At 68.5% G+C, this 26802-nt stretch carries 19 protein-coding genes and 2 tRNA genes; 11 read left to right on the top strand and 10 right to left on the bottom strand.

Annotated elements, in window-relative coordinates:
• Positions 1 to 155 precede the first annotated feature (155 nt).
• Positions 156 to 4172 carry a CHAT domain-containing protein gene (locus BUS84_RS22455; protein ID WP_074315330.1) on the top strand — a complete coding sequence of 1339 codons (4017 nt, stop codon included), beginning with the start codon at positions 156 to 158 and terminating at the stop codon, positions 4170 to 4172.
• Positions 4165 to 4638, top strand: coding sequence for a hypothetical protein (locus tag BUS84_RS22460; protein WP_074315332.1), 474 nt, complete (start codon positions 4165 to 4167; stop codon positions 4636 to 4638). Before BUS84_RS22455 ends, BUS84_RS22460 begins: the two co-directional genes overlap by 8 nt.
• A 269-nt stretch (positions 4639 to 4907) precedes the next feature.
• Here the strand turns inward: BUS84_RS22460 and BUS84_RS22465 are convergent, their stop codons facing one another.
• Entirely contained in the window at positions 4908 to 6005 is a 1098-nt protein-coding gene (locus BUS84_RS22465; protein WP_074315334.1) for an EVE domain-containing protein, read from the bottom strand.
• A gap of 427 nt (positions 6006 to 6432) precedes the next feature.
• Positions 6433 to 7185 carry a DUF4839 domain-containing protein gene (locus BUS84_RS22470; RefSeq protein ID WP_074315335.1) on the bottom strand — a complete coding sequence of 251 codons (753 nt, stop codon included), beginning with the start codon at positions 7183 to 7185 and terminating at the stop codon, positions 6433 to 6435.
• 277 nt (positions 7186 to 7462) lie between these two features.
• Here BUS84_RS22470 and BUS84_RS22475 point away from each other — a divergent pair, with 277 nt between their 5' ends.
• The 4 genes from BUS84_RS22475 (at position 7463) to BUS84_RS22495 (ending at position 14368) form a co-directional block, all read left to right on the top strand.
• Positions 7463 to 10225 (top strand): type I restriction endonuclease subunit R, encoded by a 2763-nt coding sequence (locus BUS84_RS22475; RefSeq protein ID WP_143728484.1) that lies wholly within the window; start codon positions 7463 to 7465, stop codon positions 10223 to 10225.
• Positions 10222 to 11490 (top strand): restriction endonuclease subunit S, encoded by a 1269-nt coding sequence (locus BUS84_RS22485; protein ID WP_074315339.1) that lies wholly within the window; start codon positions 10222 to 10224, stop codon positions 11488 to 11490. Before BUS84_RS22475 ends, BUS84_RS22485 begins: the two co-directional genes overlap by 4 nt.
• Positions 11483 to 12988, top strand: a complete 1506-nt coding sequence (locus BUS84_RS22490) for a class I SAM-dependent DNA methyltransferase (RefSeq protein WP_074315341.1) — start codon at positions 11483 to 11485, stop codon at positions 12986 to 12988. The genes BUS84_RS22485 and BUS84_RS22490 overlap by 8 nt, the downstream gene beginning before the upstream one ends.
• A 978-nt stretch (positions 12989 to 13966) precedes the next feature.
• Positions 13967 to 14368 carry a hypothetical protein gene (locus BUS84_RS22495; protein ID WP_143728485.1) on the top strand — a complete coding sequence of 134 codons (402 nt, stop codon included), beginning with the start codon at positions 13967 to 13969 and terminating at the stop codon, positions 14366 to 14368.
• A 126-nt stretch (positions 14369 to 14494) separates the two neighbouring features.
• Here BUS84_RS22495 and BUS84_RS22500 read toward each other — a convergent pair whose 3' ends face one another.
• The 3 genes from BUS84_RS22500 to BUS84_RS22510 all read right to left on the bottom strand — a co-directional run bounded on the left by BUS84_RS22500 (position 14495) and on the right by BUS84_RS22510 (position 16233).
• Entirely contained in the window at positions 14495 to 15640 is a 1146-nt protein-coding gene (locus BUS84_RS22500; RefSeq protein ID WP_208869720.1) for a hypothetical protein, read from the bottom strand.
• Positions 15637 to 15942, bottom strand: coding sequence for a hypothetical protein (locus BUS84_RS22505; protein ID WP_143728486.1), 306 nt, complete (start codon positions 15940 to 15942; stop codon positions 15637 to 15639). The genes BUS84_RS22500 and BUS84_RS22505 overlap by 4 nt, the downstream gene beginning before the upstream one ends.
• A gap of 87 nt (positions 15943 to 16029) precedes the next feature.
• Positions 16030 to 16233: a helix-turn-helix domain-containing protein gene (locus BUS84_RS22510; protein WP_074315346.1), complete on the bottom strand. Its 204-nt coding sequence runs from the start codon at positions 16231 to 16233 to the stop codon at positions 16030 to 16032.
• A 160-nt stretch (positions 16234 to 16393) separates the two neighbouring features.
• Between BUS84_RS22510 and BUS84_RS22515 the strand changes: the two genes are divergently transcribed.
• Both BUS84_RS22515 and BUS84_RS22520 read left to right on the top strand, forming a co-directional pair.
• Positions 16394 to 16993 carry a hypothetical protein gene (locus tag BUS84_RS22515; protein ID WP_143728487.1) on the top strand — a complete coding sequence of 200 codons (600 nt, stop codon included), beginning with the start codon at positions 16394 to 16396 and terminating at the stop codon, positions 16991 to 16993.
• A complete protein-coding gene (locus BUS84_RS22520; protein ID WP_074315349.1) occupies positions 16990 to 18198 on the top strand; it encodes a tyrosine-type recombinase/integrase in 1209 nt (402 codons plus the stop codon). Before BUS84_RS22515 ends, BUS84_RS22520 begins: the two co-directional genes overlap by 4 nt.
• Positions 18199 to 18300: 102 nt before the next feature.
• On the opposite strand, the gene BUS84_RS22525 is transcribed toward BUS84_RS22520, so the two are convergent.
• Both BUS84_RS22525 and BUS84_RS22530 read right to left on the bottom strand, forming a co-directional pair.
• A tRNA-Arg gene (locus tag BUS84_RS22525) sits at positions 18301 to 18373 on the bottom strand.
• A 35-nt stretch (positions 18374 to 18408) separates the two neighbouring features.
• Positions 18409 to 18499 (bottom strand) — tRNA-Ser (locus BUS84_RS22530).
• Positions 18500 to 18643: 144 nt separating this feature from the next.
• Between BUS84_RS22530 and BUS84_RS22535 the strand changes: the two genes are divergently transcribed.
• On the top strand, positions 18644 to 20161 hold the full coding sequence (locus BUS84_RS22535) for a hypothetical protein (protein WP_244298685.1): 1518 nt from the start codon (positions 18644 to 18646) through the stop codon (positions 20159 to 20161).
• Here BUS84_RS22535 and BUS84_RS22540 read toward each other — a convergent pair.
• Complete coding sequence (locus tag BUS84_RS22540; protein WP_074319016.1) at positions 20148 to 20918, bottom strand: CPBP family intramembrane glutamic endopeptidase; 771 nt, start codon at positions 20916 to 20918, stop codon at positions 20148 to 20150. The two genes, BUS84_RS22535 and BUS84_RS22540, sit on opposite strands and share 14 nt — an antisense overlap.
• A gap of 146 nt (positions 20919 to 21064) precedes the next feature.
• On the opposite strand from BUS84_RS22540, the gene BUS84_RS22545 reads away from it, so the two are divergent.
• Entirely contained in the window at positions 21065 to 22180 is a 1116-nt protein-coding gene (locus BUS84_RS22545; protein WP_074315350.1) for a globin domain-containing protein, read from the top strand.
• Between the two features lie 69 nt (positions 22181 to 22249).
• Here BUS84_RS22545 and BUS84_RS22550 read toward each other — a convergent pair whose 3' ends face one another.
• Positions 22250 to 23779 carry a peptide deformylase gene (locus tag BUS84_RS22550; RefSeq protein ID WP_074315352.1) on the bottom strand — a complete coding sequence of 510 codons (1530 nt, stop codon included), beginning with the start codon at positions 23777 to 23779 and terminating at the stop codon, positions 22250 to 22252.
• 327 nt (positions 23780 to 24106) lie between these two features.
• On the opposite strand from BUS84_RS22550, the gene BUS84_RS22555 reads away from it, so the two are divergent.
• Entirely contained in the window at positions 24107 to 24889 is a 783-nt protein-coding gene (locus BUS84_RS22555; RefSeq protein ID WP_074315354.1) for an IucA/IucC family C-terminal-domain containing protein, read from the top strand.
• A 7-nt stretch (positions 24890 to 24896) separates the two neighbouring features.
• Here the strand turns inward: BUS84_RS22555 and BUS84_RS22560 are convergent, their stop codons facing one another.
• On the bottom strand, positions 24897 to 26726 hold the full coding sequence (locus tag BUS84_RS22560; protein ID WP_074315356.1) for a DUF6311 domain-containing protein: 1830 nt from the start codon (positions 26724 to 26726) through the stop codon (positions 24897 to 24899).
• Positions 26727 to 26802 lie beyond the last annotated feature (76 nt).

Genomic DNA, 26802 nt, shown 5'->3' on the forward strand with positions numbered 1-26802 from the left:
GGGATCGCTCGGTAGATGTCGTCGGGTGGTCGTCATTGATCGGCGCCTGTTGAGGTCCATCCCGCGGCGCAGATGTTGGCCTGTCGGATTTCCTACCCCTCGCGGCCTGCCCAGGCTTGATCGGCCATCCTCTACTGACGGTGGGGAGGTTCACGATGGGTCTGCTGCTTGAGGCCGTGGATGTGCTGGATCGGTGGCGGTGGCGATGGCTGCTGACCGATGAGGCCACAGGGGCAGTGCTTGCCGACCACACGGTGGCGTTGCAGCCGGGTTCGGCGCAGGTGGAGGCGTTTGACGACCTGTACCGGCATTTGCGGTGGAACGCTGAGCTGGATCGGCGAGTGGCCTCGGAGGCGGAACTGGTCGAGCAGCTCGGGGCCTGGATCGGCCGAGTGGTGCTGGGCGAGACCATCGGCCGGGCCATCGTGGACGCCTCACCGGTGACCGTGCGGGTCGTCGTGCCGGATCGGTTGGGGTTCCTGGCGGTGCGGCCGTTGGAACTGGCGCATGTTGACGGCGTCGCGTTGGCCCGGCGGGGGGATGTGAGCCTGGTCTTCGACATCGGCTCCCAGAGCACAGCCAAGACTGAGATGGGTGGCCGGCTGAGAATGTTGGCGGTGTTTAGCCTGCCGACGCAGACCACGGCGCTGGCGTTGCGGCGGGAACGCTACGAGTTGACCCGGTTGGTGCGGACGCTCGCCGCCCGGCGGGGCCGGGCTGTGGAGTTGGAGGTGTTGCAGTACGGGGTCACCCGACAGGTGCTGGCACAGCGGATGACCGCCGCGGGTGGTCCCGACGTGCTGCACCTGTCCGGCCACGGCGGCGCCGGAGTCATCGCCTTGGAGCACCGCGACGGATCGGAGGACCAGGTCAACACCGACGAGCTGTTGGCTCTGCTGCGCCCGGGACGGGGTCGGGTAAAGCTGGCGGTGATGTCAGCGTGCCAGTCAGCGGCGGCGACCACCGCGGAGACGCTGCGGTGGCTGCGGCTGGATGAGGCCGCCGATGTAGCGCAGGAGCAGGCCGACGCCGAGGCAACAGCGATCGCGGGGCTGCGCCCGGTGATGGGAGTGGCCCGGCAGGTGGCCCAGCAACTGGGGTGTGCGGTGATCGCGATGCGGTATCCGGTGGTCGACGACTTCGCGGTGGCGTTGGCCGGCGAGCTGTACCGGGGCCTGTTCGAATGGGACCTGCCGGTCGACGCTGCGGTGCGCCGAGCAGTGCCCGCCGCCACCGGCGAACAGGCTTCGCCAGCGCGGCCGGCGGTGTCGATCGCCACCCCGGTGCTGCTCGGGGCGTCCGCCGCGGGGATGTCGCTGACCCCGCCGGCCGGGCCGGTCGTGGCCGACCCCGCCCGCACCCTGATGGCCGGATTCCCAAGCGAGCCGGTCCGGTTCGTGGGGCGGGTCGCGGCGATAGCCCGGGCCAGCGAGGCCCTGGCCCCCGACGGCGGGCGCAACGCGGTGTTGTTCCACGGCATGGCCGGGGCGGGCAAGACCGCCTGCGCGTTGGAGTTGGCCTACCGGCACCAGAACGCGTTCAGCGGGTTGGCGTTCTGGAAGGCCCCGGAACGCCCAGAAGAGTTCACGACGGCGCTGACCAGCCTGGCGCGGTCGCTGGAGGCCCAGCTGGAGCATCTGAACTTCACGATGCTGGACGCGCTTGGCGCACCGAAGGCGTTCGACCAGTTCCTGCCCCGGGTTACCGAGGTGCTGGAACAGACCGGTCTGTTGCTGGTGCTCGACAACCTGGAGACCCTGCTGACCGAGGCCGGGGGCTGGCGCGACCCGCGGTGGGGACGGCTGATCGCGGCGCTGACCGATCATGATGGGCTATCCAGGATGGTGTTGACCAGCCGCATCGTCCCGGCCGGCCTGGACACCCGTGTGCTGGTCGAACCGGTGCACGCCCTGTCCCGCGACGAGACGGTGCTGCTGGCCCGGGAACTGCCTCACTTGCGGGCACTCCTGCACGCCGACCCAAGCCCGACCCGGCAACCCGACACCGTCATCGCCGCCGACCGGGACCAGGTTCGGGCCGTGCTCAACCTGGTCCAGGGCCACCCGAAACTGCTGGAGCTGGCCGACGCCGCCGCCGCCGACCCGAATGCGCTAGCCCGACACCTGCACGCCGCGGGCACGAGCGGTGCCGGGCTGGCCGCGTTCTTCACCGCCGGGCACAGCAGCCTGGACCCGGAGGGGTTCCTGGCCACCCTGGCGCAGTGGACCACCACCATCCTCGACCTCCTGCTCGACCCGGCCCGGCTAGCCGCCCAACTGCTGTGCGGGATAGAGGATGACGATCGGTGGTCGTATGTCGTCGAAGGCAACTGGGCCGACCTGTGGCGGCGCTTGGAGCGTCCCGACCCCGCCCCCGACTGGCCCACGGTGCTGGCCCCCCTGGTCGACGCCGCACTGGTCGAGGTCGACCGATTCAGCGTCGAGCAGGGCGGAGACGAGGAAAAGCCCGGAGGCCGCGACCGGGCCGTTCGCTACCGCATCCACCCCGGCGTCGCCGAAACCATCCGCACCGCCACCCCCGCCAACATCGGCACCGCCATCGACGCAGAACTGGCCGCATTCTGGAACATCCTTGCGGACCAGGCACTGTACGGCGGCGGCGGAGAAAACAGCAGCATGGTGGTCAATGCAAGTCTGTCCGCCGCCCCATACGTGATCCGCCTACAGGACTTGGACCTGGCCGCCACCCTCCTCGAACGAGCCATCCTCCGAGACGATTCACCGGGCACCACGTTGACGGTCATCGCCCACCTGCGCCGCATCACCGCGACGGTCGCCGACCCAGACATCAATAGGCTCTTAGCCGGCGCGGTGGCACTGATTGACCGCGACGAGGGCGAACGGCTTCTCCGCGCCGCCCTCCGCGAGGCCGAGACCAGCGACAACCACCGCGCCGCCACCGTCGTTGCGGGGCAACTCGTGCACCTGCTCTGCGAAACCAGCCGGTTGGCGGAGGCCCTCGCCGTCACCGAAATCGCGGCAGAACACACCCGCCAGGCAGGGCTCGGCCGCTGGACCCAGCTCGGCGACGAATGCCAGCGGATCCAGATCGTGTACCTGATGGGCAAGGTTGAGCAGGCCCTGGCCGAGGCGCAACGGCTGCAGGCCGCGATGCGGCAGCTTCCCGATGAGCGGGCCCCCAACGACGCCACCCAACCCTTCAACGTCCGCGAAGCGATCCTCAACATTGGTGTCCTCGCCGCTCAGGACCTGGGTCGACATCAGGCTGCCCTCGACCTCAACGCCGAGAACGTCGCCAGCAAGCAGCGACGTGGCGCTGGCCTCCGCGAAATCGCCAGGAGCCAGTTCAACGGCTACCACTCGCTGATCGTGTTGGGTCGCCTCGACCAGGCCGAGAAGCTGCTGCTGTTCTGCCAACAGATATACGAAGACCAGAACGACATCAGGGGACTTGAGAAGGTACTGGCCGCTCGCGGCATCCTAGCCGCCCGCCAGGGTCGTCACGAGCAGGCCGTTACCCTCGACCAGGCGGCTTTGCGTTACGGCTACCTGCAACCCGACTCGCGCGAGATCGCTGGCGAACACTACAACCTCGCTGCCGATCTTGCCGCAACCGGCGCGAGGCCGGCGGAGCAACTGGCCCACCGCCTCGCCGGCGCCGTCCTTCTCCACCTGATCGGCGACAGCCACCGCCTAGCGAGCGCGGTCAGGGATCTAGCCCGAGACGTGTACCGCCTGGGCAACGTCAGCCTGCCTACCACCGTCGAGCAGGTAGCCCATCAGGTCGACCAGACCAAAGGCGTTCGGTTCAGCGATCTGATCACCACCCTGGCGCCCGACCCCCACACCGCCGACCAGGCCCTGACCGCCGTCATCGACGCCGCCCGCGCGCTGCCCGCCGACCAGGTGTTTGACATCGAATCCCAACTCGAACAGTGGGAACCGGTCCTAGCCGACCTCGTCGCCGCCGTCGCCGGTGACCAGAACGCCGCCGCCGCCCTCATCCAGAACCTCGACGAGTTCGCCGGAAGCACCGACTGGGCCAACCTGGCCGCGGCCCTGCGCCGGATCCTGGCCGGGGAACGCGACCCCGGCCATCTCCTGACCGACCTCGACCCGATCGACACCGCCATCACCCAACGCGCCCTCGCCGCCCTCGCCGCCGAACCAGGAACCCCCACTCATGAGTGAAGCCATTCGCACCCAGATCGACGCCCTCACCGACCAGGACGCCATCCGCGTCCTGGCCCTGCTCGTAGACCGCGCCGGCCACCTGCCCGATCCCACCCACCTGCGCCAAACCGAAGCCCAGCTCGACGACGCCGCGGCTAACCCCGACCCCACCGACGGCATCGACCTCAACGCGGACCCTGCCACCCCCGGCGACCTGGCCCGCGCCACCCTCACCTACCTCGCCCCCACCCACTCCGACACCATCAGCCGCGCCATCGTCCTTCCTACCGACACCACCCGCTTTGACCCCACCACCCTCGCCGTCGGCGCCCTCATCCTCATCGCCCTCCAAACCGAAGTCGACATCACCCGCACCGACAACGGTCGCTGGAAACTTCGCATCCACAAATACCGAATGCGCGACTCTACCCTCGGCAGTCTTCTGGGCAAACTCATTGCCTCCTACCGTCCGCCTGGGCAGTAGAATCGGTGGCGATGAGACCACAAGGGCGGACGCGTTGACGGCGTTGCTCTAGATAATGGATGGCATCCGTTGTTTCCATCGACTACGAGCGCGTACGGCAACCCGTACGCACGTTGCCAGATTAGAAAGACGGATCCGGGGCGCTTAGGCATTTCCGGGGTTGATCGAGATCCCTCAGTTGATGGACATCGCCCCGGTTGACAACCGCTTCGCTGAGTTCGCCGAGGCCCTCCGCTGTGTGAAGGGCTCATGGACGTCCGCTGCAAGGGCTACAGTTCGTCGGGCTCTAAGGATTCGGCTAGTTCATCGGTGATGTAGCTGAACCGCAGGTGCCGCCAACCCTTGTCGCCGCGTTGTTCCTCGTCTTCTAGTGCGCTGAAGGGAATGTAGCGGCAGATCGAGGAGAGCGGGCGGCGCATGCGCGCGAAGGTCGCTCGGTTGACTTGCTCCTTCACGCGGTCTCGCCGGTCGTCTGGAGCTACCAGGAAACACGAGATGTCGAGGTTGGGCTGTAGGGCTAAGAGGTCCGTCATGCGGAGGATGCCTGAGTAGATGGAGGTCGTCCGTTCCACCTCGAAGGCGGCTTGGACAGCGTCACGATCGAGCCACAGCACATCAATGTTCTGGATGATCCGCATGGCCTGCTTCACGAGCGGAAGGCGCAGGTGCTCCACCGTGCTGGGAAGCGATCCCAGTTCTCGTCCGCGCCACACTCGCCCGCGGTCGCTGGCGGGTATGAACACGTCATAGCCCATCGAGGCGCCCATGCGGGCGAGAAGATACTGCATATGCGTGTGCTCGGTGCCCGTTTCAGCCGCAACCTCGGCAGCGTCCTCGTCGTCCTTAGGAACCGTGACGACACCGTCATCAGTCTCGACAACCGTGACGCTGCTCAGGGCGGCCTTGGGAACCTCGCGGGTGATTGGATTCGCGATCGCATCCTCGATCGCACGGACAACGACCTCTCCGTCCGTGTCCGTCCAACGGGCCGGGCTTCCCCTGAAGGCCATGCCCCACCGGTCACGGCGCTCGAAGCTACGCGTGGCTTGCAGTTCTTCGAGCATTTCCGTGACCGGCACACCCGTCTCAGGGCTCAACTCGAGTTCAATCTCCACGGGAATTCTCACCGGATAGAGGCCCTGCGTCCAGATGCGGCCGCTCTCGTCCTCATCGAGGTAGGCAGGTCCGGTCACCTTCAGCACAGCAATCCACCGGTAGGCCCGTACGAGGTAGCACAGCAGCCGGTCACCGGGTTGGATACGTTGAGCCGTGTTCCAGCGGCGGGCGCTGAATCCGGACACCGTCCCGCCGGCATCCTTGAACTCGTGCCAGGTTTCAACGGTGAATAGGTTCAGCCAGTAGGTCATGCGTCTCCTTGTGGTGCCGTCCCGCCGGTGCCCTGGGTGCGACCCTAGTCCTTAGCTGGCTGACATGGCCCCCGGCGATGCCGCCAGCGCCGTTGTCGTTCGACGGTTCGGTCGACAGGGGTCGGGACCAGGTTTGGCCGTCCGTTCGGATGCCGGTGCTCGTCAAGAGAGTTTGGCGATCGAACATAAGGAACAGTGGGCGCGGGCGGGGGCATACGGCAACGTCGATAGGCCGCCGCGCCTCGTTGTCGCCGTCGTAGTGCTCGTGTGGGTCGTCAACGGCAACGACCTGAGCCAGGAGACCGCCCAGCGGAATGCCGCACCGCCCTCGAAGCGGGAAGCGAACCGGCGCTCGGACATCGCGGGCAGGAGACGTGGGAGATCGAGAACTGTGCACGCCGGTCCGTGATGATCCGACTCACGTCGCCTACCGAATTTCCGTAGAGACCGGCTCAAGGAAGAACAGGCACTGTTCCGGGTTGTATTCGGCAACCCGAGCAACGACGTGGAGAAGGTCGCCGGTACCTACGGAATCCGGGATGTTCGCGCCAGTGAGATGCAGGTCAGGGACGTTGACGTCTTCGAACTTGAACGCGGGCCCGACCGAAGATTTCGGGCCCTTATTTCCGGGATGGACGAGGATGTCGTAGCGAGTGTTGTAATCGCCGTGATTTAGCATCGATGCGATGGAACCGTTGAACTCGATGGTCCTGCCCTCGTACTTGGCCGCGAACGTTCCGATCGTCTCGCCGCAGTAGTCCGGCACCGCTAAGAGCGCCGCGAAATCCTTGCTGTTCTCGACCGTCAGGACCTGGTCCGCGTCGGACTCATCTGAAGCTGATTCTTCGGGCTTCGGCGTCGCCGAGGGCTTTCCGCTGGCCAGGACCGTCGTCTCGCTCGGCGACTTGGTCGGCTTGGGATCCTTGTCGTCTCCGCCTTGGAGCGTGCTGGCGATTCCGCCGACGATGGCCAGGAGCAGGACGACACCGGCCGCCAGGGCAATGGGTACCCACGGGACCTTCGGCTTCGGGCGGCGGAAGTTCAGCGTTGTCCGCAACGTCCCCTGGTTCTGGTCGACGAACTCCCAACCAGCCTTCTGCCACTTCGCGATCGACCTGGCCTCGGTGCCGCGGATTGCCTGCACGGACTTGAACTCGTACTGCACGCCGTCGTCAGCCATGTGGCCCCTAGACCCCCGAATCGGATTCATCGCTCATGGACTCCTCGGGAGGATAGGGGCTCAGCGAAGTTAGCGGGGGTCGAGGTGTCCTCGGGCTGGTCGGGTTGTGGCGCAGCGGGTTCGGACCCGCTGGTTGACGGGTTGCGCGAAGGTGAGCGGGGCGCTTCACACACTCACACGTCCTACCTTTTCCTCACGTCAATAGGACGATCGCGCCGAACCATGCTCATTCCGGGTATAGTCCGGATCTTGGTGCGGGCCCTACACTGCCCTGCACATGGACGAAATCGCGGGGAACCAGCGCCTGGCGGCGGAGCAGCGTGCGCGTGTGCTTATCGACCGCCAACTGAAGGATGCTGGCTGGGCAGTCCAGGACCAGAAGACGATGAACCTGTTCGCCGGTCCGGGCGTGGCGGTCCGCGAGGCGGTGATGGCCAACGGCCACGGCCGAGCCGACTACCTGCTCTACGTCGATCAGAAGACCGTCGGCGTGATCGAGGCGAAGCCCCAGGGCACGCCGCTGTCGGGGGTGGAGTGGCAGTCGGCCAAGTACGCCGATGGTTTAAGACCGGAGGTGCGGCGTAAGGCGCTGACCGTGGACGGTCGGCTGCCGTTCGTGTTCGAGGCAAGTGGGTCGGAGTGCCACTTCACCAACGGGTTTGACCCGCAACGGCGGGCCCGCCGGATCTTCGCGTTTCCCCAGCCGGGCACCCTGGCCCGCATCCTTAGGGATGCTGAGGCGGACCCGAAGCGGCCTACGTGGCGGGCAAAGGTGCGCAGTTTGCCGCCGCTGGACACCGCTCCGCTGCGGCCCGCCCAGATAACCGCGATTCAGGGTATTGAGCGGTCACTGGCCGAGCAGAGGTTCGACCGGTCGCTGGTGCAGATGGCCACCGGCGCCGGCAAAACCTATACCGCCGTGACTGAGTCCTACCGGCTGCTCAAGCACGGCGGATTCGCCCGGATCCTGTTCCTGGTTGATCGGAACAACCTCGCAGACCAGACCCTGGCCGAGTTCCAGAACTACCGCACCCCCGACGACGGACGCCGGTTCACCGAGCTGTACAACGTCGACAAACTCACCAGCACCGGCATGCTCCGCAGCTCCAGCGTCGTGATCTCCACCATTCAGCGGGTGTACCGGGTTCTGGCCGGCGACACCGCTCCCGAAGGCGACGACCCTGGGCTAGACGACTACGTGCCCGATGCCCCGGTCACCGTCGTCTACAACCGGGACCTCCCGCCGGAGGCGTTCGATCTGGTGATCGTCGACGAGGCGCACCGATCGATCTATGGCGTGTGGCGGGGCGTGCTGGATTACTTCGACGCGCACATCGCTGGCTTGACCGCCACGCCCGGCAAGCAGACGTTCGGCTTCTTCCGGCAGAACCTGGTCTCCGAGTACACCTACCCGCAGTCGGTCGCGGACCGCGTCAACGTCGACTTCGACCTGTACCGGATCAAGACCCAGATCAGCGAGCAGGGCTCCCGCATCGAGGCCGGCACGATCGTCCCGAAGGTTGACCGGCGCACTCGCGTGCAGCGCCTGGAAGAGCTCGACGAGGACCTGGAGTACACCAGCAAGCAGCTAGACCGGGCAGTCACCGCCAACTCGCAGATCCGGTTGGTGCTGGATACATTCCGCGACAAGCTATTCATCGACATCTTCCCCGGCCGCACCACTGTGCCGAAGACGCTGATCTTCTGCAAGGACGACGCCCACGCCGAGGAGGTCGTCACCACGGTGCGGGAGGTGTTCGGCAAGGGCAACGACTTTGCCGCGAAGATCACCTACAGCGCCAGGGACCCTAAGGGTCAGCTGCAGGCTTTCCGTACCTCAGCCAGCCTGCGCATCGCGGTGACCGTGGACATGATCGCCACCGGCACCGACGTCAAGCCCCTGGAGTGCGTGTTCTTCATGCGCGACGTGCGGTCGGCGTCGTACTTCGAGCAGATGAAGGGCCGCGGCGCACGCACAATCGCCCCCGCCGACTTCCAAGCGGTCACCCCGGACGCCACCGAGAAGACGCGGTTCGTCATCGTGGACGCGGTCGGGGTCACCGAGCACGACTTCGTCGACCCGCCGCTCAACCGCGAGAAGGGCGTCTCGCTCAAGCAACTGTTGGACAAGGCCGCGGCGCTGACCCTCACCGAGGCGGAAATCGCCACCCTCGCCTCCCGGCTGGCCGCGCTGGAACTCCAGCTCACCCCGGCCGAGCAGGCCGAACTCGACCAAGTCGCCGACACACCGGTCCGGGACATTGTTCGCGGCCTGGTCGACGCGGTCGATCCGGATACTCAGGCAAAGGCCGCCGCCGACGCCGTCGATCCGGCGGCCGCCGTGCAGAACTTGCTAAACGCGGCGGTGAAACCGCTGGCCGCCAATCCGAAATTACGGCAGCGGATCCTGGAGCTACGCCAGGCCCACGATCGGATCATCGACGAAGTCAGTGTCGACACCCTCGTGGACGCCTACGGCGTGGTAGACGCATCCCGCGCCCGCTCCATCGTCGAGTCGTGGCAGGCGTACCTCGATGTGCACCGCGACGAGATCACCGCGATCCAGTTGCTCACCGAGGCGCACGAGCGGCACATCTCATTCACGGACATTAAGGAGTTGGCCGACCGGATCGGCCGACCACCACGCAACTGGACCCCCGACCTGATCTGGTCTGCGTATGAAGCCCTTGACGCAAGCCGCGTTCGGCACAGCGACCGCCACACTCTGACAGATTTGGTGTCCCTGATCCGGTTCACCGTCGGAGAAGACGACCGGCTGGTGCCCTACACCGAGCGGGTCCGTGAGCGGTACGCTGCCTGGCTGCTCCAGCAGCAGCAGGCCGGAGTTATTTTCAGCGACGCAGAGAGATGGTGGCTGGACCGGATGGTCGAAGTTATCGCCGTGTCGGCGGGCATCAGCCCGGACGACCTGGACAACGCGCCCTTCACCGAACGCGGCGGCATCGACGGTGCCATCCGCGACCTCGGCCCCCGCGCCGCCACACTCATCGACCAGCTGAACACGGAGCTGACCGCGTGAGGCAGGTCCCTCAAGGCTGGCGCCTCGTCCGACTCGCGGAGGTCGCCGACACTGCGCTGGGAAAGATGCTCGATCGCGGCAAGCCGAAAGGGCTACCACAGGTCCCTTACTTACGGAACATGAACGTGCAGTGGGGACATGTCGACACCGAAGACATCAGCACCATGGAACTGGCCGACGACGAGCGTGAACGTTTCGCTGTCCAAGACGGGGATTTGCTGGCGTGCGAAGGTGGCGATATTGGTCGGGCCGCAATCTGGCGCGGCGGCAGCGGCTATATGGCATATCAAAAGGCCGTCCATCGAGTCCGCAGTAAAGGCGAGCTTCACCTTCCCTACCTTCGATACCTACTCGAGCTCTACAGTTGCAACGGAACCCTAAAGCGTTTTAGCACCGGCTCCACCATTGCCCACCTGCCGCAGCAGCGGTTTAGAGAACTACCCATACCATTGCCTCCACTCCACGAGCAGCGGCAGATCGTCGGTATCCTCGAAGACCACCTCTCTCGCCTCGACGCCGCTGACGAAGGGCTGGCTAAGGGTAACCGCCGTCTGAGGGCCATGCATAAGAGCGTGCTTGCCACCCTCATTCCCGAGGCGGACAGGTACCCGCAGTGTTGGAGGCGGGTGACGGTCGCCGATGCTGGGAAGATAGAACTCGGCAGGCAGCGTCACCCAGACTGGCATGTCGGGCCGAACATGAGGCCCTATCTCCGCGTTGCCAACGTGTTCGAGGATCGGCTTGATCTTCGGGACGTCAAGGAGATGCACTGGCCGGACGGCACCTTCGAGCGGTTCCGCCTCAGACCGGGTGACGTGCTACTGAACGAGGGCCAGAGCCCTGAGTTAATCGGTCGCCCAGCTCTTTACCGGGGAGAAGGCGGTGAGATTGCCTTTACCAACAGCATTCTCCGCTTTCAAGCTTGTGACCAAGTGCTTCCCGAGTTCGCGCTTCTAGTGTTCCGCCGACACATGCACACCGGTCGGTTCACGCGCGAGGCCCGAATTACGACCAACATCGGACACCTCTCAGCTGCTCGGCTCAAGGCAGTTGAATTCCCGATCCCGCCCCTTGACGAGCAGAACCGGCTGGTCGCGCTGGCCAAAGAGCAGCTGGAGAGCATCGCTCGCCTTCGCGGCGAAATCGGGGCATCCCGGAGACGATCGGCTGGTCTGCGGCAGGCGTTACTCGCCGCCGCATTCTCGGGCCGACCCACCGGACGGCCGAGTGAGTTGGAAACTGTTGAGGAGATGGCTCGTGTCTGACGCGCGGCGGCTGGTTGACAAGCTGTGGTCGTACTGCAACGTCCTTCGAGACGACGGCGTGGGCACGATTGAGTACACCGAGCAGTTGACGTACCTCCTGTTTTTGAAGATGGCGCATGAGCGGGAGACCCGCCCGCTCAAGCCGGAGCGGATCGTGCCGCCGCACTGCTCATGGCAGCGGCTGCTGGACGCCGACGGCGACGACCTGGAGGTCACCTACCGCCACATCCTTGAGGACCTCGCCAGGCAGCCCGGCACCCTTGGCACGATCTTCCGAAAGGCGCAGAACCGGATCCAGGACCCGGCCAAGCTCAAGCGGCTGATCGTCGATTTGATCGACAGGGAGAACTGGTCGGCCACCGGCACCGACATCAAGGGCGACGCTTATGAGGAGTTGTTGTCCAAGGGTGCCGAGGACATCAAGTCCGGCGCCGGCCAGTACTTCACGCCGCGTGCGCTGATTCAGGCGATGATCGACTCCGTCCGGCCGACCGTTCGGGATACCGTTACCGACCCGGCCGCAGGCACGGGCGGCTTCCTACTCGGCGCCCACGAATTCGCCTCCCGGCACGCCGAAACCCTGACGCCCAGCGAACGGGAGCACCTGCGCGACAGCTTCGTACACGGCGTCGAGCTTGTCGACGGCACCGCCCGGCTGGCGGCGATGAACCTGCTACTGCACGGCATCGGCACCCCGAACGGCGAGAGCTTGATCGAGGTCAAGGACGCACTTATTGCCGACCCCGGCCGCCGCTACTCGGTGGTGCTGTCCAACCCGCCGTTCGGCCGCAAGTCCTCCCTGACAATGGTGGGTGCAGACGGTCGCGAGTCCCGCGAGGAGCGGGAGATCGAGCGGCAGGACTTCGTGGTCACCACCGCGAACAAGCAGCTGAACTTCCTGCAGCACATCGCCACCATCCTCGACATCAACGGCCGGGCCGCGGTCGTCCTGCCCGACAACGTGCTGTTCGAGGGCGGCGCCGGTGAGACGCTGCGCCGGCGGATGCTGCGGGACTTCGACCTGCACACGATGCTGCGGCTGCCCACCGGGATCTTCTACGCCCAGGGCGTGAAGGCCAACGTGCTGTTCTTCGACAAGAAGCCAGCCGCCGAGCGCCCGTGGACCGACCGGCTGTGGATCTACGACCTCCGTACGAACCAGCACTTCACGCTGAAGCAGAGCCCATTGCGCCGCCACCACCTTGACGACTTCGTCTCGTGCTACGCACCGGGGAAGCCGCGTTCGGAGCGGGTGGAGACGGAACGGTTCAAGTCCTTCACGTACGACGAGCTGGTCAGCCGAGACAAGGTCAACCTCGACATCAGCTGGCTCCGGGACGAGTCACTGGAAAACATGGACAATCTCCCGGCGCCGGAGGTCATCGCACGGGAGATCGTCGAGGACCTGACCGCCGCGCTGGCCGAGTTCGAGGCTGTCGCGGCCGCTCTAGAGGCTTCCGGCACGCCGACGGAGGAGGCGGCCGACTCCATCACCTAGGGGCGAGGTCCCTGCGCCCAATTCCGGCTATCTCCCTGCCATCGATCCGGCCGCCGCGTGATGTAGACGTCGATGATGACGACGAGCGAGGCCGTCGCGACGCGCGTCCTGGTCAGTGCTGAGCACGACGTCGGTCGGCAGGGTGGGCCTGCGGTCGAGGTCGTGGGACTACCCCCTAGGGCACCGGGGGGAGATTCCCCGGCCCGACAGCGAGGGTCCGCTGTTGGCGCGTCGACCGTCGCCGATGCGCCCCCCACCCTTGCTCATCGCGTTCATTCGATGACGCAACGTGTAGAGCATCGTCGCTGTCCAGCGAATGATGCTCATCACTCTCTCGTCCGTTGGCGACGAATGATCTTTGTTGTCGCGCGCGTGTGTGTGCGTGCTGGTGCTCGGGGTCGGTGCAGTGGTGGTGGGTATGGCTGCGTGCCCGTGGTGATCTGGCTTCCCGTATGAGTGGTGTGCCAGCGGACCAGGGTGCGTGGGTGGGGCGTGCGTGGGTGGTGGTGGTCAAGCTGTCAGCGTGGCCCCGAGCGGGTCGCCGTGGTTGTGTGGTCCAAGCCACCACTGCCAGCCTGCCCCGTGGTCTACATCAAGAGCCCAAAGACTGAGCGTGCCCGGTGGATTCGATGGGCCCCCATCACGAACCCCACCCCAAAAAATTGGACCCCGTGTTTGAGGGGCACCCCCCTCTAAATTGTTCATGGGGGTGGGAGTTGCGTCGGCCCCTGATCGGCGTCGCGATCAGCTCGCCGACCGCAGCGTCCAGACCGATCGGATAGAACGCCTCCTGTTGGGCTGGCCGGCCGGCGCTGGGATCCGATGCCCGTGGAGAGGACGGAGAACAGGCCCGCCGCCGCGCCGCCGTTCACCCGACCGGAGCTGGAACGCCGACCCGGATCGGGCCGGGAAACCTCATGCCGGCACCGTACTCCCCGCGCGATCAATCGATGCGCCGCGCAGGCTACGGTGCCCACCATGAACCTCGGCTTCCGCCTCCCCGGTCCGTTCCGCGTCGGCATCAGCAGCAAGGGCCGCGTCAACGTGGGCGTCACCGTCGGCCCGTTCTCCGCCTCCGGCGGCCTCGGCGGCGGACAGCGCACCAACAAAGGCGTGTTCTTTCCCGTCGCCCTAGAGCAGTTCGTCGCGCAGGCGCAGGCGGAGGGCTTCAGCGTCCAGGTCACCCCGCACACGTCGGCGACCATCGAACGGCGGTGGAAGGCCGGCGTCGCGACGGTCATCCCTGGGCGGGGCGTGATGCTGCGGCAGACGATGTCGACGTGGCAGATCCTCGCCATGATCGGCGGAGTGGTTTTGGTGCTGCTGCTGTGCTGCGGGCCTGGTTACTACAGCATGGCCACTAGTCGCTCTACGTCCTGAGAGTCCGGTGATCACGCGATTCGCGTGATCACCCCGCCCGAGCGGCCCTGGGCGAGGACCGGATGTTCCCCGTTCCCCACACCTTAGGGGGAGGAACGAGGAACGGGGATCCTGGCCGCCTGTTCCTCATTCCTCGGGAACGTCTCGGGAACGGCGGGAACGCCATTCCTTCAAGGTGTCCATCGCTCGGGTGGTCCCCCACCTGAGCCGCTCCTTCACGTCGCTGACGCTCTTCGGCGGCGGGTCGAGCTTGTCCAGCTCGGCCAGGTCGGCGGCGCTGACGCCGACCGCCGCGGCGGCTTCGCCCAGTTTCGGCGCGGTGACCTTCCATCGGATCCGGTCGTCGCTGCTGTCCAGCTTGAACAGGCCGGCGCTCGGCTCTTTGCCTTCCGCTGGGCAGTGCCGGCGCAGTCCGCCATGCCGGTCCTTGTTGACGCTGAGGAACGCCGACCCGCCCCGGCCGGGCGTGAACTGCTCGTTGATGGTCACCCGGATCGAGACGCCGCCGACGGCGCGGCGCTTGGCGGCGGTGCCGGTCGGCCCGCTGGCCCGGCTCTCCGTGTTCTTCGGAAGGTGGTCGATGGCGAGCACGGCGGCGCCGGCCAGCGCGAGCGGCTTGAGCACGGCGGTGTGCGCGAGGGTGAAGTCGTCCGGGCTGTTGCTGTTGAGCCCCAGGAGTGGCAGCAGCTCGCCCACCGAGTCGGCCACCGCGACCGCCGGATGCCAGCCCTTCGCGTCCTTCACCACCGCCATCAGGTGCGCCTTGTCCGCCGGCTCGACGTACCGGAACAGCGCCGGGTCGCGCAGCGTCTCCTCCGGCACCTCCATGTCGAGGAACCGGGAGATCGTGGCCTGCGGCCCGTTGTGGTCGATGTCGACGAACAGCACCCGACGGCCGGCGGTCAGCGCCTCAGCGGCAGCGGCCTGAGCCACGAAGGTCTTTCCGCTCTCCGGGTCACCGAAGATGAGGTTGACCTGCCGGGCGTAGAAGATGGCGTTGCCGTCCTCCCGGCGCAGCACGACGGGTGCCGGCGGGTCAGGAAGGCCACCGTCGAGCAGCGCGGCAACGTCGAGGTAGAGGGCGTTCCCCTGTTCCCCACCCTCAGTGTCGGGAACGGGGAACGCCTCGCCCTTGGGCTGGACGGGCGCCTTGGCGGTGCGGACTGCGGCGGTAACCGCCCCGACGGGCAGCCCGACTACGTCCGCCGCGCCTGAGTGCGAGAACCCGGACTCGACCAGGCGCACCGCCTCATCCAGCTTGAAGCCGCTCACGCCACCCGCCCCAGCTCGCCGAACATTTGCCGCTCGACCACACCGAGGTCGGGTCGGTACCGTTGGCCCGCGAGCTGTACGGCTTCGCGCGGCCGGTCGATCGTGCGGACGAGCCAGCGGATCACGTCGCGCCGGTCGTACGGCTTCACGCCAACCGCGCGGATGATCTCTTCGGCGATGGCCCGTTCGGCGGCGGCGTGCCCGTCGGCGTAGCCCTGGGCGTAGCTCGCCTCGACCTCCCATTCGGTCTGGAGGTGCCAGGCCAACGGAGCGTTGACCTTCATCGTGGTCGTGGTGGCCATCGCACCCCCCGAGTCATGGCTCGCCAGGTGCAGCGGATGCAGAGGTGCGGTCGCGCGGCTGTTCTTCACCGGGGGATTGCCGGCGGATCAAGCGGCGTCGTCGGCGGTCGCGGCGTGTCGAAGGCGTTCGACGTACGCCTCCAGGGCGACGGCGGGGATGCGGCGAGCGCGGCCGATCGTGATGCTCTCCAGTTGTCCCGTCATGATCAGGTGGTAGAGGGTCGTCTTCCCGCAGTTCAGCCGCTTCGCGGCCCCGGCGGTGGTGTACAGCAGCGGAATCCCGACGTCCATAGGTGTTCAGCCCCTTCCTAGTGCGTAAGTCGGCTCACTCACGCGGTTACGTCGGTCACACTTATATACGACGATTCGGCGACCGCGCAAGTGTGCTGCCCTGCGCGGTTGGCTGCCGTTGACTTGTGCGCTGAGGCTGGCGGACCTTATCGTGGCCCGCATGTTCGACATGCTCTTCCTCACCTCGGGCGGCCCGCACTACTGGGCTGAGCTGCGACTGCCCGGCGACGCCCCCCCGCGCGTGCTCGCCAAGCTGGAACGGCGCGGCGACCGGTACGAGTGCACCCGGCTGATCATCGATGGCGAGCTGGACTCGCAGATGTTGCGCAAGATCCCGATGGCACGGATCGAAGCGATGGCGACGATGAAGGCCACCGAGGAATTCCTGCTGGCGGACATCCCACCCTCGGTTCGACCGTCGCTGCTTCAGCAGCCGGTGTTGCTCGACAACGAGTTCGGGGCCATCGATGACGTGCTGGATGTGCACCTCTCGCGCACGAAGGAGCTGGTCGGCTCGCAACCCTCCGGCGGCGCGACGGGTCACCGCCGGGAGACCCTGTCGAGGCCGGATGGCACGGACCCGGAGGGGTTCTCCCGGCGGGTCGCCGAGGCGTACGCCGAGGCTGCCAGTGCGACGAGAGCACCCGCCACAGTGCTCGCCGAGGAAGCCGACGTGCCGGTGACTACCGTTCACCGCTGGATCCGCGAGGCACGCCAGCGCGGCCTCCTGCCCCCGGCCCGGAAGGGACGCGCCGGATGACCACCAGCCGACTACCAAAGGGCGAAGGATCGGTCTACCAGCGCCAGTCGGACGGGAAGTGGTGCGCTTCGGTCACCCTGCCGTCCGGTCGCCGGAAGGTCGTCTACGGAGCCACCGAGCGCGAGGCGATGCAGAAGCGTCGGAAGCTGCTCGACGAAATCGAGCAGGGTCGGCCGGTGCCGCTCGGGCGTACGCCCACGCTGGCCGCGTACCTCACTCAGTGGCTCGACGCGCGCATCGCCGGAGACGTCGAGGCCGGGCACCTGGACGAGACCACGGCGGACAGCTACCGGCAGATGGTCGAGGGGCACATCCTGGAGACCGACATCGCCAAGGTGAAGATCAACGAGCTGTCGACCGACGACATCCGGGCGTGGCAGCGGCAGCGACTGAAGACGACCAGCAAGCGCGGCAGGCCGTTCTCGCCACGGACGGTCGGCATGGCGCAGGCCACGCTGCGCCGGGCGTTGAACGATGCGGTGGCGGACCGTCGGCTTGGGGAGAACGTTGCCAAGTACGTGAAGCTGCCCAAGGGGCAGAGCAAGCCCGCCGAGCCGCCGACCAAGGACGCGTTGACGAAGGTGTACGCCGAGATGGTGGCGGACCCGCTGCGCGTGTTGTGGCTCACCATGCTGGCGTTCGGCCCGCGTCGCGGCGAGGCGCTGGCGATGCGCTGGTCATTGACGGATCTCGACGCCGGGACGACGTCACTGCGCACGCAGATCCGGCGGGTGCGCGGCGAGAAAGATCCGGAGACGGGCAAGCGACGCGGTCGTCTGGTCGAGAAGGATCTCAAGACCGCCGAGTCACGGGCGACCTTGAGTCTGCCGCCGACGCTGGTCGACTTGCTCCGACAGCACCGCCGCCACCAGGTCGCCGACCGGCTGACTGCGAAGGTGTGGGCCGACCCGGACCTGGTGTTCACCACGTCGATCGGGACGGCGCTCGAACCGAGGAACGTGAACCGGGCGTGGTCGGCCCTCTGCGCCCGCGCCGGTGTCGAGGGGTTCCGGTTGCACGATCTGCGGCACCTCGCGGCGTCGCTGGCGCGCGAGGCGGGTGCCGACACCAAGGAGGTTCAGGCGATGCTGAGGCATACCCGGCACTCGACCACGGCCGATATCTACGTGCACGTCTTCGAGGAGGCGCGTCGGGGGACCGCCGACCGGATGGACACGGTTCTGCGGAAGCTGGGCGGCATGTAGCAGCGATAAGCTACATGCTCTGCTACATAACGATCTTTGCTGGTACATGAAAGAGCCCGGTTGACTGCCGTTGTGGCTGGTCAACCGGGCTCTTCAGCTCTGTGCGCCCGAAGGGACTCGAACCCCTAACCTTCTGATCCGTAGTCAGATGCTCTATCCATTGAGCTACGGGCGCAGGTGCTCAGCCAGTGTACACACCCGGCTTTCGCGCGGAGACTCCGGGATTCGAACCCGGGAGGGGCTTTAAGACCCCAACCGCATTAGCAGTGCGGCGCCATAGACCAGACTAGGCGAAGTCTCCCTGGTGGCCCGTAGACCACCGCGCCCGAGGATACAGGTCGCCACCCACCGGGAGCAAAGCGACTTCCGAGGTACGCCCACCGAGGCCGTCGCCCCCGTGTTTCCACGCTGTGCGCCGGCGTGATCGGGACTACGCTCCATCGATATGCAGGAGCAGCCGCCCGCCGAGCCGATCCGCCGAGAGCCTGCTGATCGCGCACGCCGGCGCCCCCCACGGCCGACCTTCACTGCGCCGACGGCCGTCGAGCAGTCCGTGGAGAAGGCGGCACCGGCGTCCGACCCGCCAGCAGCACCGGCCACCCCCGGCGCTCAGCGCCCTCGACGAGCCAGGCCCGCACCGGCGGTGCTCTTCCAGCCACCGGAGCCGGACCGCCCCCTGCCCCGCCAACCGCTCGCCGCGCCCACCGCCGCGGGCGGCGGCACGGCGGGCGTCAGCGAGCCCGGCCCGGCGGCGGGCGGAGACCAGCCGAGCCCACCGGTCAGTTCCGGCAAGGTCGACCAGCCAGCCAGTGCCGCGCCGACCGAGCCGGGCAGCGCTGCGGTTCAGGCGGATGAGCGAGCACCCGAGGGCGGCCCGCAGCAACCGGCCGGTCCGCCGCCTCGGACGCCGAAGGCCCGGGCCAGCCGCGCCACCCCGGCCCGCAAGGCCGCCCCCCGGAAGGCAGCCGGCACCTCGGCCGGGGAGGTGACCCCCACGACATCGCCAGGAGCTGACGTGACCCCGGCCACTCCGGCCGCCGCGCCCGCCACACGCACCGCGCGCTCGACCGCCGCGGCCCCAACCAGACGCACCGCGACCCCGAGCAAGCGAGCGGCGGGTGCGCGGAAGAGCGCGGCCCCGAAGCAGGCCGATTCCGCGCCGCAACAACCAGCGGAGCAGACCCCGGCCGAGCAGCCTGTGCCCGCGGTCGTGGCCGACCACCCGACCCCGAAGGCGCAGGAAGCAGTATCAGTCGGGGACGCCGAGCACCACTCTGCGTCGGCTCCGGTGCGTACCCCGGAATCGGAGCTGCGGGCGGTCACCGCGCAACTGCGCGACCATCCGGGCTTCGCGCCGGAGGTGCTGGCTCTCGCCGCGGTGCGGGCGCTCGGCCCCGGCGCGGCCGACTGGGCCGAGCGGCTGCGGGCCCGGTACCCGGACGCCCCGGCGGACGGCCTGGCCCGGCTGGCCACCCGGCGGTTCGTCCGCTCGGCGGGCGCGGGCGGCGCGGCCGCCGCACTGGCTGGGCTCTTCGCGCCGCTGGCCGAGCTGGCCTCGGTGCTCTGGACCCATTCGAACCTGGTGCTGCACCTGGCGGCGGCGTACGGCCGGGATCCCGCGCACCCCGACCGGGCTGTCGAGCTGCTGGTCCTCACCCAGGTGCACCCGGATCCGGAGAGCGCGCGTGCCGCGTTGGCGGCCGTCGGGACGGCGGACGACCCGGTCGAGGGGACGTGGCCGCGGGCGGCGGAGGCCGCGTGGCGGCTGGCCGCACCGCTCACGGCGCAGGCCGGTGGGTGGCTGGCGCTGCGGCTGGCGTCCCGACTGCTGCCGGGCGCGGCGGTGCTCGCCGCGGCGCTGGGCGACTCGGCGGCGGCCGATCGGCTCGCGGCGCGGGCCGTGGCCGCCTACCGGCCGTCGCCGGCGGACGTGGCGACGGGTCGACCGGTCAGAGCCAGCTGAACCAGTCCCGGGGCAGCATCGCGTAGCCGACGAAGGCGACCACGTCCAGCAGGGTGTGCGCGATGATCAGCGGCATCACCCGCCGGGTCCGCAGGTAGAAGTAGCTGAACACGACGCCCATCACCGCGTTGCCGACGAACGCGCCGAAGCCCTGGTACAGGTGGTACGAGCCGCGCAGCAGCGCGCTGGCCAAGATGATCGCGCCGAGCCGCCACTGGAGCTGACGCAGCCGGGTGACCAGGTAGCCGACCACGATCACCTCCTCCAGCACGGCGTTCTGCACGGCGGCGAGGATCAGCACCGGGACCGCCCACCAGACCGGCGGCAGCGAGGCCGGCACCAGCGTGGCGTTGAGGCCGAGCTGCGCCGCCACCCAGAACAGGGCCAGCCCGGGCAGGCCGATCAACGCGGCCAGGCCGGCGCCGCGCGCCAGGTCCTGGCCAGGTCGCCGGACGTCCAGGCCGAGGGTCCGCGCCGGGTCACCGGGATCACGGGTGAGCAGGTGTACGGCGAGCAGCACCGGCAGCAGCGCGAAGACGATGCCGAGCAGTTGGTACGTCAGGTCCAGCCAGGGTCTCGCTGACGCGGAGGTGTTCAGCGAGGCGGTCTGCTTGGAGAGCGGACCCTCGGCGGTCAACTTCGCGATGATCGAGACCACCGCGTAGACCGCGGACTGGCCGAGGGAGAGGCCGAGGACCAGCAGCGTCTCGGTCCCCAGCAGCCGGCGGGACACCGGGCGGGTCAGCTCAACGGTCACCGCACCACTCTGCCCGACCGACGACGCCGGTGGCACGGCCGACCGGCCGGCATGAACCGATCGCACATTCTGTGCGACCGGTGAGCACGCTCCGTGGAGATTCTATGGGCGCCCGATCCGCTGTCGTCTGGAGAAGGAGCGCCCCCGTGGACAACGTCGCGCGGTTGCTGAAAGAGAGCTGGACCCTCGTCGAGGAGGACCGGGACCGGCTGAGCAGCCACTTCTACGCCCGGCTCTTCCTGCTCGACCCCGCCCTGCGGCAGCTCTTCCCGGTGCAGATGACCGGCCAGGGCGACCGCCTGCTGGAAGCGATCATCACGGCGATCCACACCGTGGACGACCCGGAGAGTTTCGACGAGTTCCTCCGGGCACTGGGCCGCGACCACCGCAAGTACCACGTCGACGAGCAGCACTACGCGACGATGGGCGTCGCGCTGCTGGACGCGCTGCGCAGCACCGCCGGCGACGGCTGGAACCTGGAGTACGACCAGGCGTGGCGAGACTCGTACGCGGCCATCTCGGCGAAGATGATCGCCGGGGCGACGGCCGACGACAACCCGCCGTTCTGGCACGCCGAGGTGCTGACCCACGAGCGGTACGGCCCGGACACCGCCGTGCTGACCTGCCGGGCGTTGCAGCGTCCGCTGCCCTGGCGGGCCGGCCAGTACGTCAGCCTGGAGGTGCCGCGCCACCACCCTCGGGTGTGGCGGACGTACTCGGTGGCGAACGCCCCCAACGACGACAACGTGCTGGAGTTCCACGTGCGGTCGCCCGGGGCCGGCTGGGTGTCCGGTGCGCTGGTCCGCCGGGTGCGGCCAGGTGACCTGCTCCGGCTGGCGGCGCCGATGGGGTCGATGACCCTGGACCGGTCCTCGCAGCGGGACATCCTCTGCGTGGCCGGCGGCGTGGGGCTGGCGCCGATCAAGGCGCTGGTGGAGGAGTTGGCCGGCTACAACCGGACCCGCTGGGTGCACGTCTTCTACGGCGCCCGGCAGGCGGCGGATCTGTACGGCCTGGCCGGGTTGCAGAAGTTGGTCGCCGTACACCCGTGGCTGTCGGTCACCGCCGCGTGCAGCGAGGACCCGGACTTCGACGGCGAGCTGGGCGACATCCCGGACGTGGTGGCCCGGTACGGCCCGTGGACCACGCACGACTGCTACGTCTCCGGGTCGGCCCGGATGGTCCGGTCCACGCTGCGAGTGCTGGCCGCGGACGAGGTGCCGCCGCCGCACATCCGCTACGACACCTTCGGTGAGCTCTAGGCGTTCCTCCCCCCACACCGGGGCGCGTGCCCCTGCCCCCTGGGGCACGCGCCCCGGCCCCGCCCTGTGTCAGTAACGCCAGGGGTGCCCGGTCTCCCGGTACTCCTCCACCGGCACCAGCGGCACGCCGGGCGCCATCCGGTCCAGGTAGAGCCGGCCCTCCAGGTGGTCGATCTCGTGCGCGACCAGCCGGGCCATGCCGAACTCGAACGAGGTGATGATCCGGCTGCCGTCCCACTGGGCGTGCTCCACGTCCAGCCGCAGCGGTCGGGGCACGAGGCCACGGTGGTCGAAGAAGGAGAGGCAGCCCTCGTACTGCTCGTCGGTGTCCGGGTCGGCGTCGACCACCCGCGGGTTGAGCAGCACGACCGGCTCCGCCGACCGGTCGGGTGGCCGCACCACGGCCGCCGCCCGGCCGATGCCGAGCTGCGGGGCGGCGATACCGACCCCCTTGCTGAACGGATGCAGCTCGTCGAGCCGGGCCAGGGCCGTGCTGAGCCGGTCGACCACCTCTCGGGCCACCTGCTCCTCGGCGGGTAGGTCGAACGGGCGGCCGAGCTGGCGGAGCAGGTCGGCGCCGCGCTGGACGATGCCGAGGCCACGCATCCGGTCGCTGGGCCGGACCCGGGCCCCGCCGGGGCCGACGTCCGGGTCGGTGTCGGGGCGGGCCCGGAAACGCCACTGCATCCGGTAGCGGGCGTTCAGCGGTGGGTCGTCGGTCTGCCAGTCGAAGATCGCCCGGCCGTCCTCGTCGCGGCGCTGCGGCGCCGTTCGCAGCGGGCCCTCCTCCGCCGAGAGCGAGGTCTCCACGCCCCAGACCTGCGGGTCGAGCGCCGCCGGCAGGTCCAGGCGGACGGCGAGCTGTCGGGTGGGCAGCCGCACGGCTCGTTGGAACCAGGGACCCCACTTCTCCTGCCCGACGGAGTACGCGTACTCGATGGTGGCCCGGTCGCCGGGGTAGAGCGGGAAGCGTCGCTCACCGTTCTCGAAGAGCAGCCAGATCTCCTTGAACGCGTCCCGGTCGTGCTTGGCCCGCCAGTGCATCGGCTCCGGGTCACCGCCGCCGTCGTCCCGGCGGGCCTGTAGTTGCAGCTCGGCGAAGGTGAGCGGGTGCTCCCGGTGGTGCCGGTTGGAACGACCGGGATCGTTCGGGTAGCGGTCGACGGCGACCCGGACCAGGTAGCGGTTGATCGGCTCGGTGCCGGCGTTGTAGAGCTCGCGGTGGATGACACACCGGTAGGCGTTGTCGGTGTGGGTGAGGGTGGCCAGCTCCCGCTCCACGACGAGGCCGGTGCCGGGTGGCAGCCACTGGCCGGGCAGGTGCGGCTCGCGGTGCTGTTGACCGGCGCGGGCGTGCCGTAGCTCGTCGTACTCCCGGAAGCGCTGCCAGATCGCGCCACTGGCCTCCAGGACGGCCTCGGCGCGGCGGGCGAAGTCCTCGGTCGGGCGGTGCCGGCGCCCCTCGACGTGGCTGACGTAGGACGGGTCGAAGCCCATCAGGACGGCCAGTTGCTTCTTGGACAGCCCCCGCCCGGTCCGTTGCCGGGCGAGCTCGGCCGCGAAGGAGTCGGCAGCCCGTTCGAGGGGTGCGGTCGTCATCGGCTTCCTCGTGGCCGGGAGTATCAGTTTCACGTTCCGTGCCCGAACGCACACGCATCTGCCACCTTGCCGACACGTCGCTTGACAATCCACCGACCGCCGTCGATGCTGCGCCGGTGTTTTTCCGGGCCGTGGCCGGGTAGTACGCCGGGGCGCGGAGCGCTGCTCCCGCTGGGAGGAGAGTGATCCTGACCTCCCGATACGACTCAGGTGAGGCTTCCCTTAGACCTGCCCGTGTGGTTAGGCTAGCCTTAGCTCAGGACGCAGGGTCGTCCGCCGAGGTGCTCCTCGGTCACGCGGACGGGGGATGACACGGTGACAGCGGTGATGCCGAGGCGGGACGTGACCGCCACGCCGCTCGCCCCCGTCACCGCAGCTCTGCGTGCCATGTTCGGCACCGACGATCTACCCGGGCTCGCGCCGGGCCTGCTGGTCGACGACGAGTTCGGCTGGGCGCCCGCGACCACCCTGATCGACGGCAGCCGGCTGCCGGATCTGCTCCGCGCCGCCACACTGCGCTGGGGCGGCACCCCGCACGCCTGCGCCGCGCTGGCCTGGAAGTCGTACAGCTACTGGACGGCGCTGCCGGTCGTGCTCGGCTGGGCCTCGGCCCGGCGGGTGCCGCTGCTCGAGCCGTCCGACGTGCTGATCCACTTCGAGGACCACCGGCCGCTGCTCACCCTGGGTCTGCGCCGCAGCACCACCGTGGCGGTGCTGCCGGGTGACCCGCTGGCACTGGCCGGCCACCCGGCGGTGCGGGTCGTCGCCGGCGAAGCGGAGCTGCTGGCCGCGCTGCGCGCCTCGCTCCTGGACGCCCACCTGGCCCCGCTCATCGCGGCGATCCAGACGGAGGTTCGGGTCGGCACGCGGACGCTGCTCGGCTCGGTCGCCTCCGGCATCTCGCACGGCATCCTGCGGGCCGCGGACGGGCTGCCCGGCTCGACGGTGCAGACGATCGACACCCTGCTCGGCGCACTCGACCTGGCGGACCTGGTCGAGCTGGTGCCGGGGCCGACCGGTGAGCCGAGCGTGCAGCGGCGCACCTGCTGCCTCGCCTTCACCCTGCCCAGCCCGAAGGTCTGCCAGGGCTGCTGCGTCCGCCAGGCCTGAACGTCGCTCAGTCGGTCAACGGCCGCACGTCCCACACCCACACTCCGCCGGTGAAGATCGGCTGGATCCCGGTCAGCTCGGTCATCCCCCGGCGTAGTGCCGCCTCGTGCTCGTGCGGCCCGAGGATGACCACGCCGGCCTGCCAGTAGCGCAGGTCGTCGACTGCCTTCACCCGGCTCTGCGGGGTGATCGGCGGCACCGCTCCGGTGCGATGGATGGTGCCGAAGAAGTTGCTGGTGGGGCGGGGTGGTGCGGTGAACAGCGCGATCCGCGGCTTCTCGGCGTTCCGGCGGGTGTCGGGGCCGAGGAAGTAGCCGCGGGCCAACGGCATGTCCAGTCGGGTCGCCGCGGACCAGCGCAGCGGCTCGGCGTAGTTGGTGTCCGGCAGGGGCAGGGTCACCACACTGCGCCCGCCGGCCACGTACGGCCGCCAGACCCCACCGGTGACGAAGGCGGGAACCGGGTCGAGGCGGGTCACGGGCAGCGGGGTGGGCAGGATCGGCAGCAGGGCCATCGTGAGCACGGTGGCCGTGACGAAGCGGATCTGCCGGCCGGCGGCCGGCAGCGAACGGGCCAGCTCGCGCGCCCGCTCGGCGCCGTAGGCGAGCAGCAGCCCGATGATCGGGGTGATCGCCAACGCCCACCGGGTCGGCACCACCGAGTGCAGGATCGGCAGGTTTTCCAGCAGCGCCCAGGGCCCCGGCACGCCGGTGTCCCGGCCGGCGAACCGGATCACCCGGCCCAGTGAGAGCACCGCGAACAGCAGCCCGAGGGCGGCCAGCCCGAGCACGACGACCGAGCGGCGCAGCCACCAGACCAGGGCGATCACCAGCACCAGCAGCGGCCAGCCGAAGAAGCTGTTCTCCTCGGTCGGGTTCTTGGCCAGGTTCGTCGCCGTGCGCGGGCTGCCGGCGAGCGATTCCCGGGAGTACGCGACGAACGAGGCGAGGTCGCTGGAATAGCCGCGGATCAGTCGGGACAGCCCGGAGTACGCCCCCGGCCCGAAGAACTGGACGTAGAGCGGGTACGCCAGCAGCAGCCCCGCCACCCCGGCGGCGACGGCCAGACCGGCGAGGAAGGGCCGCGCCCGCGACCGCAGGTCCCGGCGGCCGAGGGCGAGCGCACCGACGATCACGCCCAGCCCGATCGCGGTCATCAGCAGGATCTCCAGGTTGAGGAAGGCCTGCCAGACGATCACCAACGCGAGAAGCACGCCGTTGCGCAGCCAGCGGCCCGGCTCGCCCAGGCGCAGCGTGCGCCAGATGATCAGTGGGACGACGAACTGCGACACGATGTTCGGGTGCGCATTGGCGTGCGACACCATGGCCGGCGCGAACGCGCAGAAGCCCGCGCCCAGCCACGCCGGCCCGCGGGCGCCGATCAGGACCCGGGAAAGCACGAAGTACCAGGCAGTGGCGGTGGCAATCATTCCGGCGGTGAGAAAGAGCAGGAATGCCGCGCGCGGCCCGAGGAGCACGGTGACCGGTGTCATTGGCAGCGAAATGGATAATACGGACGTATTCGCCATCAGATTGACGCCGTCCGGCACGTTCATCCGGTCGGAATGGAACGGATATGCGAAATGCGTGACGACCCGCGCACCGTGCGCCATCATCCATTCGAACTGCGACTGATCGGAGCGGTTGTCCCGTACGCCGCTGCCCGGCTCCAGCCAGAGCCGCCCGGTGACCCAGAAGCCGAGCACCACGAAGCTCAGTACGGCGGCCAGGTCGACCCACCTGCCGTTGCGTAGTGCGCGGGAGCGATCGCCGGCTCCCTCCACCGGCGACCCGGCGGGCGGGCCGTCTCCGGGCGCGTCCGATTCAGGAGTAGTCATGACAATTCATAGGGTAGTCAGCGTATGGCACTGCCGTGACATGTTTCGGGGTACTGCCGTACTATGTGCCGGGTTC

The organism is Micromonospora cremea (assembly GCF_900143515.1).
Taxonomy (GTDB): Bacteria; Actinomycetota; Actinomycetes; order Mycobacteriales; family Micromonosporaceae; genus Micromonospora; species Micromonospora cremea.

Coding starts and splice junctions, on each gene's coding strand:
- BUS84_RS22475 (WP_143728484.1), top strand. CDS start 7,463: ATGGACGAAATCGCGGGGAACCAGCGCCTGGCGGCGGAGCAGCGTGCG.
- BUS84_RS22470 (WP_074315335.1), bottom strand. CDS start 7,185: ATGGCTGACGACGGCGTGCAGTACGAGTTCAAGTCCGTGCAGGCAATC.
- BUS84_RS22555 (WP_074315354.1), top strand. CDS start 24,107: ATGCCGAGGCGGGACGTGACCGCCACGCCGCTCGCCCCCGTCACCGCA.
- BUS84_RS22520 (WP_074315349.1), top strand. CDS start 16,990: ATGACCACCAGCCGACTACCAAAGGGCGAAGGATCGGTCTACCAGCGC.
- BUS84_RS22515 (WP_143728487.1), top strand. CDS start 16,394: ATGTTCGACATGCTCTTCCTCACCTCGGGCGGCCCGCACTACTGGGCT.
- BUS84_RS22465 (WP_074315334.1), bottom strand. CDS start 6,005: ATGACCTACTGGCTGAACCTATTCACCGTTGAAACCTGGCACGAGTTC.
- BUS84_RS22455 (WP_074315330.1), top strand. CDS start 156: ATGGGTCTGCTGCTTGAGGCCGTGGATGTGCTGGATCGGTGGCGGTGG.
- BUS84_RS22460 (WP_074315332.1), top strand. CDS start 4,165: ATGAGTGAAGCCATTCGCACCCAGATCGACGCCCTCACCGACCAGGAC.
- BUS84_RS22560 (WP_074315356.1), bottom strand. CDS start 26,726: ATGACTACTCCTGAATCGGACGCGCCCGGAGACGGCCCGCCCGCCGGG.
- BUS84_RS22510 (WP_074315346.1), bottom strand. CDS start 16,233: ATGGACGTCGGGATTCCGCTGCTGTACACCACCGCCGGGGCCGCGAAG.
- BUS84_RS22535 (WP_244298685.1), top strand. CDS start 18,644: ATGCAGGAGCAGCCGCCCGCCGAGCCGATCCGCCGAGAGCCTGCTGAT.
- BUS84_RS22550 (WP_074315352.1), bottom strand. CDS start 23,779: ATGACGACCGCACCCCTCGAACGGGCTGCCGACTCCTTCGCGGCCGAG.
- BUS84_RS22505 (WP_143728486.1), bottom strand. CDS start 15,942: ATGGCCACCACGACCACGATGAAGGTCAACGCTCCGTTGGCCTGGCAC.
- BUS84_RS22495 (WP_143728485.1), top strand. CDS start 13,967: ATGAACCTCGGCTTCCGCCTCCCCGGTCCGTTCCGCGTCGGCATCAGC.